We start from the raw sequence: 12,445 nt of genomic DNA, 5'->3' as shown, positions 1-12,445 counted from the left end.
TTGTAACAAAATAATTTAAGGAGTGTAACAAATGAAGGTTTTGCTAGTAGATGACGAGCTTCTGCTTGTCAAGGGACTTAAGTACAGCTTGGAACAAGATGGATATGAAGTTGATACTGCCCTTGAAGGAAACGATGCATTAAGAAAGATTTCGTTGAATGAATTTGACATAGTAATTCTTGACCTGATTCTACCTGATATTGACGGCCTTGAGGTTTGCCAGAAAATAAGAGAAATTTCAAATGTTCCTCTCCTTATATTGACTGCAAGCAATGAAGATATGAATAAAATATTGAGCCTTGAATATGGAGCCGATGATTATATAACCAAACCTTTTAACATATTGGAATTGAAGGCTAGAATTAAGGCTATTCTCAGAAGGACAAAGGGGTCGGCTCAGAAGCCAAATGAACAGACATTAGTTGTTGATGATTTTGTAATCAACTCTCTTGGAAGAAAAGTTAGTCTTCACGGACATGAAATTAACCTTACCGCAAAGGAGTTTGACTTGCTTCTCTTGCTGGCAACCAATCCGGGCAAAGTGTTTTCAAGGGAAGAGCTTTTGGAAATTATTTGGGGCTATGAGTATTTCGGAGACCTTAGAACTGTCGATGTTCATGTTAGAAGGCTGAGAGAAAAAATAGAAAACAAAAACAAAAATTATGAATATATACTTACAAAATGGGGAGTAGGATATTACTTCAGGAATATCCGCTAAGGATACACTCCCTTCAGGATATATGGTATAACGTGAAAGCGTTATACATAAATCGTGTTTTTTTGATTCAAAAATATTCGTAAAATATTTTAAAAATACATATTGACAAATTGCCTGACTTGTGATATTTTTTATTGAAAATGTATTTGAGGTCTAAGAGTAATGAAAAATTTTATCTATAAAAAAATAAAATTTAATATAAACAAAACAGCAATTATTGGATCTATTATTACTAATGGTATTATTGTTTATTTTTCTTAGCTGTCGCATTTGCGACAGCTATTTTTATATGCAGTATTTTAATAAATATTTTTGGAGGAAAACATGAAAGGAAGACTAATACTGGAAAACGGGATGATATTTGAGGGCCAATGTTTTGGGAAAATAGCCGATTCCGTAGGAGAGGTAGTATTTAATACAGGCATGACAGGATATCAGGAAATTTTAACTGATCCATCTTACTACGGTCAGATAGTGACCATGACATATCCTTTGATAGGTAACTACGGTACTAATTTATATGACCTTCAGTCGGATTCACCGAAGGTTAAGGGGTTTATAGTGAGAGAGCTGTGCAAAATTCCAAATAACTTCAGATGTGAAATAGATTTGGACATTTATTTGAAAAAGAATAACGTAATCGGAATTGAAGGAATTGATACAAGATACCTTACTAAAGTAATAAGAAATACAGGAACCATGAAAGGGATTATAACAGTAAACGAATTAAGCCAAAGTGAAATAGAAAAATATTTTGATGATTTTTCAAATAAGAGTGCAGTGGAAGCAGTATCATCAAAAGAAATAAAAACCATGGGAAGCGGACCTTTGAGAATAGGAGTTCTGGACTTTGGAATTAAAAATAACATTTTAAGATGCTTTATTGAAAGAGGTTGCTCACTTACGGTTTTTCCGGCATTTACGAATGCCGATGAACTGTTGAAATATGACTTTGACGGTATTTTTCTGTCAAATGGTCCGGGTGATCCCAAGGACATTCCTGAGGCAATAGAGACCGTAAAAGCATTAACGGGAAAAATACCCATAGCGGGAATATGCCTAGGTGTCCAGATAATTGCTCTTTCATTAGGCGCTAAGACTGAGAAGATGAAGTATGGACACAGGGGATGCAACCACCCTGTAAAGGATTTGAAAACAGGCAAGGTTACAATCACGTCACAAAATCATGGATATGTGGTAAACAAAGATTCTCTAGGTGATTTTCTGGAGATAACACATGTGAATTTAAATGACGGAACCATTGAAGGGTTAAGACATAAGACGTTACCTGTCATGGGAGTGCAGTATCATCCAGAAGCAAGTCCGGGACCTCACGATTCAAACATAATTTTTGACGACTTTATAAATATGTATAAGGAGAAAAATAATGGCGTTAAATAAAGACATAAAAAAAGTATTGGTTATAGGGTCAGGCCCTATTATTATAGGCCAAGCGGCCGAATTTGATTACTCAGGCACGCAGTGCTGCAGAGCTCTGAGAGAAGAAGGAATTGAAACTGTTTTGATAAATTCCAACCCTGCAACAATTATGACGGATACGGATATTGCGGACAAGGTATATATAGAGCCTCTTACGGCAGAGTACGTTGAAAAGATAATTGCGAAAGAAAGACCTGACAGCGTTATCGCCGGAATGGGAGGTCAGACAGGTCTTAATCTTACCGTAGAATTATACGACAGAGGAATACTGGATAAGTACAATGTAAATGTAATAGGAACAAGTGTGGAGTCGATTAAAATAGGGGAAGACAGGGAAAAGTTTAAAGAAATGATGAATAAAATAAATGAACCCATTGTCGATTCTGAAATAGTAAACAGCATGGATGAAGGGCTGAAAGTTGCATCCAGAATAGGCTATCCCATAATTATAAGACCTGCATATACACTTGGAGGAACAGGCGGCGGAATCGCATTAGATGAAGACGAACTGAAGGGAATATTGTCAGCAGGTCTTCACCTGAGCATGAACAAACAGGTTCTGATAGAGAAGAGCATTAAAGGCTGGAAGGAAATAGAATATGAAGTTATGAGAGACAAAAACGGCACTTGTATTACAGTGTGTAACATGGAGAATTTTGACCCCGTAGGTGTTCATACAGGTGACAGTATCGTTGTGGCACCTTCCCAGACGCTGTCAGATGTGGAATATCAGATGCTCAGAACCGCCTCTATTAAAATTATAGATGCAATCGGTATTGAAGGAGGCTGCAATGTGCAGCTTGCATTAAATCCGAGCAGCCTCGAATATGCGGTTATAGAAATAAATCCGAGAGTGAGCCGTTCATCCGCGCTTGCTTCGAAAGCAACAGGCTATCCAATAGCAAAAGTTTCAACTAAAATAGCTCTGGGATACGGGCTTGATGAAATATTAAATCAGGTAACAGGAAAAACATATGCTGCGTTTGAGCCTACTCTTGATTATGTTGTATTAAAAATACCTAAGTGGCCATTTGATAAATTCTTTAATGCTAAAAGAATATTAGGTACAAAAATGATGGCAACAGGCGAGGTAATGGCAATAGGCAGCTCGTTTGAACAGGCGCTGTTAAAAGCTGTACGCTCTCTTGAAATAAAGCAGTATACATTGTACAATGAAAAATTATCGCAAAAAAGTACAGTGGATTTAAAGGCCAGAATTCAAAATCCTGATGACGAGAGACTTTTTTGCATCGCCGAGATGATGAGAAGAGGATATAAGATTGATAAAATTGCAGAACTTACAGGTGTTGATAAATTTTTCCTGTACAAAGTATGTAACATAATAGAAGAAGAAGAACTTCTCAGAAATTCTTCCTTGCATGAGCTTGATAAAAACTGGCTTAAGAAGCTAAAAAAAATGGGCTTTTCAGACAAGGGAATAGCAGACTTGACCGGAAGCAGTCCGGAGGATGTTTACAAACTGAGAATGAAAAACCATATAGTTGCATCATATAAAATGGTGGATACCTGCGGTGGGGAATTTGATGCAGTTTCCCCATACTACTATTCAACCTATGATGAATACGATGAAGTCAATGTTACAGAAAATAAAAAAATACTTGTAATTGGCTCAGGGCCTATACGAATAGGTCAGGGTGTTGAATTCGACTATTGCTCGGTTCACAGCATATTTGCTCTTAGAAAATGCGGCATAGAGACAATAATAGTAAATAATAATCCTGAAACGGTGAGTACAGATTTTGATATAGCAGATAAACTGTATTTTGAACCGCTTACAGAAGAAGATGTTCTGAATATTGTTGAGAAGGAGAAACCTGACGGAGTTATACTTCAGTTTGGAGGCCAGACAGCAATTAAGCTTGCAAATTTCTTTAAACAAAAGAAAATAGCAATTTTGGGAACTGATCCCGAACAAATAGATATGGCGGAAGACAGAGAAAAGTTTGATGAAATGCTGGAAAGCCTGAATATTAAAAGGCCTAAAGGAAAAGCAGTAACCAATATTGAAAATGGTAAAAAAACAGCAGAAAATATAGGGTATCCGGTGCTTGTGAGACCTTCTTATGTACTTGGCGGTCAGGGAATGGAAATAACATATTCAGAAGAGGAACTGGTAAATTATCTCAGCAATGCATTTGCAAATGATTCAAAAAATCCCGTGTTGATTGACAAATATATTGTAGGGAGAGAAATAGAGGTAGATGCTATTTGCGACGGAGAAGACATACTTATTCCAGGAATTATGGAGCATCTCGAGCGAGCAGGAGTTCATTCGGGAGACAGTATCTCAATTTATCCTCCTAAGAATTTAAGTGCTGAGATAAAAGAGAAGCTTGAAATAATAACAAAAAAAATAGCAACTTCATTAAAGACAGTTGGAATGGTTAATATCCAGTTTATAGAATTTGAAGACGAACTTTATATTATAGAAGTAAACCCTCGTTCAAGCAGGACGGTTCCGTACATCAGCAAGGTAACAAAAATTCCTATGATTGAAATAGCTACAAGAGTTATGCTCGGTGAAAAACTTGAATCCATGGAATACGGCACTGGACTATATAAGGAATCAGAATTGGTTGCAATAAAAGTTCCCGTATTCTCCACACAAAAGCTTGAAGGGGTGGAAGTAAGCCTTGGGCCTGAAATGAAATCAACTGGAGAGGTTCTGGGGGTAGGTAGAAGCTACAGAGAAGCGATGTACAAGGGATTTAAAGCTGCCGGATTCAAAGAGCCAAGTGTCGATAAAATAATTATTGCAACAATAAGGGACAGGGATAAAGAAAACTTTAAGCCTGTTGCGGTAAAATTAAATCAATTGGGGTATAAATTTGCAGCAACAGAAAAGACTGCTCAATTCCTCAATAATAACGGAATAAAGGCTGCAATGGTCAAAAAAGTCAGAGAGGACAGCCCTAACATAATTGATCTGATAAGAAGCGGAAATGTTGGATTTGTTGTGGATATTCCCACAAAGGCAAATAATTCAAATACGGACGGCTTTAAAATCAGAAGAACAGCAATCGAAAACTCCATCAACGTTTTTACTTCCTTAGATACATTGTCGGCATTGACAGATATTATGGAATTGAAAATTATGGATGAGGATACAGATGTTTATAATATATGCAGCTAAAATAAATGCTTGAATTTAGTTTGAGTATATGTTATCATGTTATCCGATGGGGATAGATAGGTGCTGGTGTGCCTCCTGGTCTTCAAAACCAGTCGCGGGGCGTTTGCTCGTCCTGGGTGGGTTCAATTCCCACATATTCCCGCCATTTAAGGAGAATAATGATGCATAAAAATGTATTAGTGTGCGTTACGCAGCAAAAGACATGCGAGAGGCTCATACATCAAGGCGCTGAATTATCAAAGGATCAGCCTTCCGGCTTATATGTTCTGCATGTTGTAAATGAAAAAGATAAGCTGCTGTATAACCTCAGTGATGGAGATGCATTAGAGTATTTATTTGATATTACTAAAGGTGTAGGAGCTGAACTGACAGTTAAAAGATCTAAGGATGTTATTAAAACTATAGTTGATTTTGCGGAAGAAATGAAAATAACCCATATTGTGCTGGGAAACCCGGGGAAAAAGGATCCTGCCAATGATTTCGCTTCAAAGCTCAAGAAAAGACTGCCGGACAGGGCCTTTGTAATCTAAGATGAACAGATTTTATTTGATTTTTAAATTTTTATTTGATAAAAACATTCCGATTAAGGAAAAATGGTGGATTATACTACCGATGATTTATATTGTAAGCCCTATTGACTTGATACCGGCACCGGTGTTGGGATTAAGTATCATTGATGATGCAGTGGTGTTTTTATACCTACTAAGTGTAATAAACGGCAAAACAAAAAAATATTACGGAAATGCTTATAAAAAAGATAAAGGTCAAAAAAATCAGCAAGAAAATATAGTTGATAATGTAGAATATGAAATAAAAGATGATGAGGATGAACAGTAGTTCGTCCTTTTTTTATCCAATTTTGCAATATTAACAAATATTATAAAATTTGGTATAAAATGCATTATACTTATGATATAATGTTAAAGGTACAATTAATAGTATAGCAAGTGGAGGAAAAAATGAGCAAATTGTTTAAATCAGCAAAAATGACATTGATTGCTATTGTTGCCGTAATTTATATGGTTTTGAGCTTATTTATATTCTATAAAACTGTTAAACCGTCGCCTGTAATACTATACCCCTCTTTTCAAGAAATAGAAATAAATACGCCTGACAGAGATAATCCTGCTGTTAAGCTGCTGTCATTTCAAACAACCGTTGTAAACAGGAGTAAAAAACATATAGATTTAAAATTATATTTTTATAAAGATAAAAAGTCCCAAAAATGGTATCCATATTATGATCTTATTCCGGAGGTATATGTAACCGAAGTATACAGAATTGAACCGGGACAAAAAAAGGAGATTTCCTCCGAAACGATCATTGAATCAGATGATGAAAGATTGATAAACTCTTACCTGCTTGATGTTAAAGTAAAATATAAAGTTGTTAAATAATCTAACCATTCATTACATCAATAGGCTTAATTCCGGAAAAAGTCTAAAAATTTTCCAGCCTTATACTGTTCGACTTCGGGTGCTTAGGCTATATAGAAACAGAAAAATAATTTAACAATAATATTCCAAAATATTAAAATATTATTAAAAATATCTTTATTTTTGTCGAAATTACTGTTAAGATATAGTTGGACTACCATATTGGAGGGTGGATTATGAATAACAATTACAAAATCGTCCGCACTATTTTTGAAAATGTATTCCAAAGAGTGTTGGAATGTAAGGATAATGATACAGGAGATGTGTTTTACAGCAATGTTATAACGAGTCGAAAAATAATTAATCTTATCAATTTGGAAGAATTGAAGAAAATTCCATCCAACATTTTGGAGTGTTTTAACACTGAAGACAGAATATATATATACACGAAGCCTCTTAAGGCGGAATGCAAGGGTTTAAAAGAGTATCTTGACTCTTCTCTTACATTGAAGCAGCAGTTTGCTTTATCTGAAAATGTAATAAATCTAGCTCAGAATATTTTTAATATGACAGATATTGTGCAGCAGAAGATTTTGGATACAGACAAGCTTTATGTTGACTCCGAAAATAACATATATGCAGACTGCAACCTTATATTTGAACAGGAGTATGATATTGCAGACAATGAAACATTTAAGAGGCTGGGAAATATAATTCATTTTATTTTTGCCGGTTCCGAAATAATTGATTACAATATTTCAGATTCAATTCCACCAGATATTCTTAAGATTATAGTAAGGTGCCTGACAAAGGAATACATATTTCCTAATGATGTAATAGGTGAAATGAAAAAATCTCCAATATATGCAATGATTTTCGGAGAAAAAACGGCTCTGCCTGAGTATGGTACGAATGAAGAAATCAAACCAGATACAGTTATTGAACAGGAGGATTTAAATACAGCCTATGAGGAATCTGCCTTGGGCGAGTACGATGATGATGGTTCGGTTCTTGATATATATGTTAATGACAGCCGCCCTGTTCCAGAGAAAAACAATAAAAATCAATTTAATAAAAAAGAGCTTATAAGAATTGTGCTTACAATACTTGTTGTAGTAATAGTGCTGTTTTTGGGAAATAAGATAATAAAGTCATTCAATAAAGCTGATCCGGCGAATTCAGATAATACGAACGGCAGCGCAGAAAATGAAACGCCGCCGGAAGTTCCTCCTGCATCAGAAAATCAGACGGGGGATGAAGAATCACCGGCTGGTGCAATAACCGATTCAACAGAAGTATATTTTAACGATAATCTTCTGACTAGTATCGGGTATACGGGAAACAAAGCCGGGATAGATGATACCATATATGTAGAAGGTAAGAATTCTCTTGTTGTTTCCAACGAGACAGATGAAAAAATCAAATCATTGTTTGCCGCTGTTAACTTCGGGGATGATAAATTCAGTTATATGCTAAAGAAACAAATAGGTATAGCAGCTAAAATGAAATCTGAAACAGATGTAACGGCACAGGTGGTTATTGAAGCGTACAAAGACGGATCCTTGACATCAAATTTTCATACAAATACAAAAATCAGCAATGACATATGGTCTCAATTTACAGTACCTATAAATGTAACTGATGCGGATTCACTGAACATATACATAGAATATGAAGGAAAAAATAAGATTTGGATTGATTCTATAAACATTGATGTTATTAAATAAACTTTGCAATGACGGAAAGGTCCGGATTTATCATTGACATGTGATAATCAGGGCCTTTAGATTGTTTAAAAAAAATTAAGAAAAATTTAAAAAGGAAGAACTTTTTTGATGTTTTATACGTCATATAAAATGGACTGTATCTTAAAGAGGTGAAATATGGAAATTATAAGAATGGAAAATATCTCAAAGCTCTACAAATCCGGACAGATTGAGGTGGATGCACTAAAGAACATATCATTTTCAATAAAAGAAAAGGAATTTGTATCAATAATGGGTCCTTCGGGTTCGGGGAAATCTACTCTGCTAAATGTCATAGGGTGTCTGGATCAAGCATCAAAAGGTACATATGAGCTTTCAGGCAACCATGTAGATAAATTGAGTGATTCTAAAATGTCAGATATCAGAAACAAATTTATTGGATTTGTGTTTCAGAACTTTCATTTGCTGCCGAGAATGACTGCGATAAAAAATGTTGAAATTCCTCTTATCTATAGAGGAATGGATGCGAAGACCAGGCATGAACTTGCGTCAAATGCATTAGAGCAGGTAGGGTTGAAGGAGAGAATGAAGCATCTTCCTTCACAAATGTCCGGTGGTCAGCAGCAAAGGGTTGCAATTGCAAGAGCAATAGTTGGAAATCCTTCAATTATTCTTGCGGATGAACCTACGGGTGCACTGGATACGAAGACCGGGGATTTGATTATGGAATTATTTGTTGAATTAAATCAGAAGAGTTCAATGACAATTGTTCAGGTAACTCATGAGGAAGAAATTGCCGAATATGGCAGCAGAATTATAAGATTGGTAGATGGAGAAATAGTTTCTGACGAAAGCAGTGGAGGTAAAGTAAATGTATAAAAAAGTAGCGTCAATATTAGCAGTTTTATTAGTCGTATTCGCAGGGGGCTATTTTACGGCGAAGCAGTTAGTACCTGATTCCGCTCAGGTCTCAACCGGCCCCAGATATGCAACGAAGGCCGTTGAAAGAGGAGATATAACTCAGGGTGTAAACATTTCAGGTCAATTAAACGGAAACTGGGGAGGTTCCATTACCGTTCCCAAACCGGAGGGTGTGACTGATTCAAATGGTTCGCCTATAAGTGTTACATACACTGTTGAAGAAGTTTTTGTACAGCCGAATCAAATGATTAAAAAAGACGATAACCTGGTTAGGCTTTCAGCAAACAATCTTACTGATATATTGGATGAATTAACAGAAAGCATCCAGAAAAAGCAAGAAGAAATTCAAGATAAAAATGAGGAAATAAGTACCAAAACAAAAGATCTTGGAAAACTCCTAAACAGAGATGTAACAGATATAAGTCAGGTTAATCCTTATGAAGGCATTGTTTTTTCTGCTCCTATCAGAGGAAGAATCACAGAACTTAATATTGAAGAGGGCGAGAGAGTTGAAAATTATAATATTGCAACCATTGTTGACGATAGTAAAGTAAAAATATCATTTAAAGTAAATACATATGAATATTCAAACGTTAAAGTCGGACAAAAAGTGTTGATGCAGTACAGGAAAAAACTTGAAAGCGGTGGATCACAGACTGCATTTGACGGTTTCTACCTGGGAACCATCAAGAAAATAAATGCAAATTCTGTTCCTAATTCAGACGGAATGACATATGTACATACAGGAGTTATTGAAGCCGATAATCCTGGACTTGTGCAGCCGGGAATGATAGTTGCAATTTATACGGATAACAATGGTTTGCCGGGAACCGGTTTTTCTTACAGCGGAGATGTTGATTCCTTTGTAGATGAAAAAAAGGTATCATACAGCAGATTCTCAGGCGGAGATGATGCAAATATAATTGCAACCGAAGTTTATGTATCCACAAACGAATTTGTCGAAGAGGGAGATGTGCTGGCAAAAATCGCAGGAAGTGATGTTGTTGATTCCATTCAGACTGAAGTGAATGCTATTAAAACAATCTATGAATCTATCGATACATTAAACGAGGATATAGAAGATATTTATAAGAAAATTGATAAGGTTTCAGAACTGACAACAAAATTAATGGTAACAGCACCGTCGGACGGGATGGTATCTTATGTTATGTACGATGTGGGAGACACTATAGAGGCATCTGAAAGCAGCGACAAGTGGTCACTGCAGCTTTTGGATATGTACAACACCGATGAAATGTATATAAACACCACCGTAAGCGATCTTGACGTGCTGTATATTACACAGGATGCTCCTGTTGAAGTAACTGTGGACGCTCTTCCCGGAGAAGAATTTGAAGGTACCGTCATGGGGCTGGATCAATATACCAACAGAGAGGGAAAGACTGTATACAATGTGCAGATAAAAGTTGAAGGAAGAGAAGGGCTGAGACCTGGTATGAATACCAACTGCTTTGTTAATTCGGGAGAATCTGATGATACACTGTTGGTTCCTATAGAAGCAGTATTTGAGGAAGGCGGAAAGCAAAAGGTTGAAGTGCTTAATGAAGCAGAAGAAGCAGAGGTTGTGGAAATTGAAGTCGGCTTAATGAACGACATGTATGTCGAAGTATTAAGTGGATTGGAAGAAGGACAGCTTGTTGTAACAGGCAGTACGAAGGATTTAATGCCAAGTCAGTCGGTGCCTGAAAATGACTCATTGCTGCCGGCCGGAAATTAAGGAGTGATGACAATGCGTGATAAGGGAAAAATTCTATCTTCTCTTGTTAGATTGAAGTTTTCGGCATTAATGGCATTTGACGGAATAACGTCTAATTTGCTGAGGACATTTCTGACTGTGCTTGGCATATCCATAGGGGTTGCTGCAGTTGTAAGTCTGATGGGAATAGGTGAAGGTGCGAGAAGGTCTATTGTTTCTCAATTTGAAAGCCTCGGCGAAAATGTTATTGTAATCAAATCAAATGCAGATAATGTTGTCTTTGATAATGATGAAGCTGAGTCAATGTCTGAAAGAATAACTGGCATAGAGTATTCAACACCTGTGGTGTATACGGAAGATACTCCGGTTAGATGGAGAAGAGATGAAAGTGAAATGAATATAGTCGGTGTAAATCAAAATTACCCTGAAATAAAGGACCACCAAGTAGTTTCGGGAAACTTTTTTACATCGCTTCATGTAAAACAAAGATCACCGGTTGCCGTATTAGGATACAATGTTGCTAATAATTTCTTAAACGGAAGAAGCCCTGTGGGACAATCGCTGAAAATAAATGGAATTAACTATCTTATAGTAGGAGTGCTTTCAGAGAAGGGTGAAGGGAATGGTGACGGAATAGATGATAAAATAGTAATTCCGTACACCTCGGCAATGAAAATTACCAATACTAAAGATATTTTGGAAATTTGGGCGAAATCAAACAGCGCCGAGGATGCGGAGCTTGCTATGGTTCAGCTTGGAAGAATTTATAAACGAAAGATTGGGATGGGAAGCAATATTCGTCCTAGCAACGGACAGGAAGGTGAAATGACAGAAGAAGGGGAAATTGTTGAAGAGAGCGTTGCTGTTTCCGAAGCGGAACCGGCGCCGGAAACTGGTACGGAAACTTCGGGAAATGATGAAAATGTATTTGAAAAGGGAGAAGAACCTCTCACAATTACAAGCCTGAATAACCTGGTCAAGGAAGCTGATCAGGCCAATAGAATAATGACGGTGCTGCTGGGAGGAATAGCGGCGGTTTCGCTGTTGGTAGGCGGCATAGGAATTATGAATATCATGCTTGTTGCTGTAACGGAAAGAACAAGCGAAATTGGCGTAAGAAGAGCGTTGGGAGCAAAAAAAGAAGATATGCTTATTCAATTTTTGCTTGAAGCAATATATGTAAGCATTATTGGATGTGTAGTAGGGATATTAATTGGTTCGTGGGCAGTAAGCATAGTATCAAAATACGGACTGTCAGCAGTTGTAAGTTTTGATTCAATAAAAATATCAGTATTTGTAGCGTTGACTTCGGGACTTTTGTTTGGAGTTTATCCGGCAATAAACGCATCAAGCCTTCCTCCTGTAGAAGCCTTGAAAAGACAATAAATTTTTTAAAAGAGGTTTTAGTTATTT

General features: G+C 36.6%; 10 protein-coding genes and 1 tRNA gene. All 11 read left to right on the top strand.

All coding sequences use genetic code 11. The annotated features are described in order from the left end of the window. Window positions 1–31: 31 nt before the first annotated feature. The 11 genes from ACS3UD_RS07380 to ACS3UD_RS07330 all read left to right on the top strand — a co-directional run bounded on the left by ACS3UD_RS07380 (window position 32) and on the right by ACS3UD_RS07330 (window position 12,418). Window positions 32–718: a response regulator transcription factor gene (locus tag ACS3UD_RS07380; protein WP_213925250.1), complete on the top strand. Its 687-nt coding sequence runs from the start codon at window positions 32–34 to the stop codon at window positions 716–718. A gap of 324 nt (window positions 719–1,042) precedes the next feature. Further along, complete coding sequence (gene carA, locus ACS3UD_RS07375; RefSeq protein ID WP_308137093.1) at window positions 1,043–2,119, top strand: glutamine-hydrolyzing carbamoyl-phosphate synthase small subunit; 1,077 nt, start codon at window positions 1,043–1,045, stop codon at window positions 2,117–2,119. Beyond that, complete coding sequence (gene carB, locus ACS3UD_RS07370) at window positions 2,106–5,312, top strand: carbamoyl-phosphate synthase large subunit (protein ID WP_308137094.1); 3,207 nt, start codon at window positions 2,106–2,108, stop codon at window positions 5,310–5,312. Before carA ends, carB begins: the two co-directional genes overlap by 14 nt. Before the next feature lie 48 nt (window positions 5,313–5,360). Further along, a tRNA-Sec gene (locus tag ACS3UD_RS07365) sits at window positions 5,361–5,457 on the top strand. 13 nt (window positions 5,458–5,470) lie between these two features. Next, a complete protein-coding gene (locus ACS3UD_RS07360) occupies window positions 5,471–5,842 on the top strand; it encodes a universal stress protein (protein ID WP_308137095.1) in 372 nt (123 codons plus the stop codon). Window position 5,843: 1 nt separating this feature from the next. Next, the gene (locus ACS3UD_RS07355; protein WP_308137096.1) at window positions 5,844–6,149 is read left to right on the top strand and encodes a YkvA family protein; all 306 of its coding nucleotides are present in this window, start codon (window positions 5,844–5,846) and stop codon (window positions 6,147–6,149) included. Window positions 6,150–6,271: 122 nt separating this feature from the next. Next, entirely contained in the window at window positions 6,272–6,709 is a 438-nt protein-coding gene (locus ACS3UD_RS07350) for a hypothetical protein (RefSeq protein ID WP_308137097.1), read from the top strand. 215 nt (window positions 6,710–6,924) lie between these two features. After that, window positions 6,925–8,415 (top strand): hypothetical protein, encoded by a 1,491-nt coding sequence (locus ACS3UD_RS07345; protein WP_308137098.1) that lies wholly within the window; start codon window positions 6,925–6,927, stop codon window positions 8,413–8,415. Between the two features lie 156 nt (window positions 8,416–8,571). Then, a complete protein-coding gene (locus ACS3UD_RS07340) occupies window positions 8,572–9,273 on the top strand; it encodes an ABC transporter ATP-binding protein (RefSeq protein WP_308137099.1) in 702 nt (233 codons plus the stop codon). After that, the gene (locus tag ACS3UD_RS07335; RefSeq protein ID WP_308137100.1) at window positions 9,266–11,053 is read left to right on the top strand and encodes an efflux RND transporter periplasmic adaptor subunit; all 1,788 of its coding nucleotides are present in this window, start codon (window positions 9,266–9,268) and stop codon (window positions 11,051–11,053) included. Before ACS3UD_RS07340 ends, ACS3UD_RS07335 begins: the two co-directional genes overlap by 8 nt. 12 nt (window positions 11,054–11,065) lie before the next feature. Beyond that, a complete protein-coding gene (locus ACS3UD_RS07330) occupies window positions 11,066–12,418 on the top strand; it encodes an ABC transporter permease (protein WP_308137101.1) in 1,353 nt (450 codons plus the stop codon). Window positions 12,419–12,445: the final 27 nt, after the last annotated feature.

Source organism: Sedimentibacter sp. LTW-03, assembly GCF_052059825.1.
In the GTDB taxonomy this organism is placed as follows: Bacteria; Bacillota; Clostridia; order Tissierellales; family Sedimentibacteraceae; genus Sedimentibacter.
Note: the sequence above shows the minus strand (reverse complement) of the source record. Positions and strands in the feature narration are given on the sequence as shown.

Excerpts from the sequence above, each read along its gene's own strand:
- ACS3UD_RS07380 (WP_213925250.1), top strand. The coding sequence starts at position 32 with ATGAAGGTTTTGCTAGTAGATGACGAGCTTCTGCTTGTCAAGGGACTT.
- carA (WP_308137093.1), top strand. The coding sequence starts at position 1,043 with ATGAAAGGAAGACTAATACTGGAAAACGGGATGATATTTGAGGGCCAA.
- carB (WP_308137094.1), top strand. The coding sequence starts at position 2,106 with ATGGCGTTAAATAAAGACATAAAAAAAGTATTGGTTATAGGGTCAGGC.
- ACS3UD_RS07360 (WP_308137095.1), top strand. The coding sequence starts at position 5,471 with ATGATGCATAAAAATGTATTAGTGTGCGTTACGCAGCAAAAGACATGC.
- ACS3UD_RS07355 (WP_308137096.1), top strand. The coding sequence starts at position 5,844 with ATGAACAGATTTTATTTGATTTTTAAATTTTTATTTGATAAAAACATT.
- ACS3UD_RS07350 (WP_308137097.1), top strand. The coding sequence starts at position 6,272 with ATGAGCAAATTGTTTAAATCAGCAAAAATGACATTGATTGCTATTGTT.
- ACS3UD_RS07345 (WP_308137098.1), top strand. The coding sequence starts at position 6,925 with ATGAATAACAATTACAAAATCGTCCGCACTATTTTTGAAAATGTATTC.
- ACS3UD_RS07340 (WP_308137099.1), top strand. The coding sequence starts at position 8,572 with ATGGAAATTATAAGAATGGAAAATATCTCAAAGCTCTACAAATCCGGA.
- ACS3UD_RS07335 (WP_308137100.1), top strand. The coding sequence starts at position 9,266 with ATGTATAAAAAAGTAGCGTCAATATTAGCAGTTTTATTAGTCGTATTC.
- ACS3UD_RS07330 (WP_308137101.1), top strand. The coding sequence starts at position 11,066 with ATGCGTGATAAGGGAAAAATTCTATCTTCTCTTGTTAGATTGAAGTTT.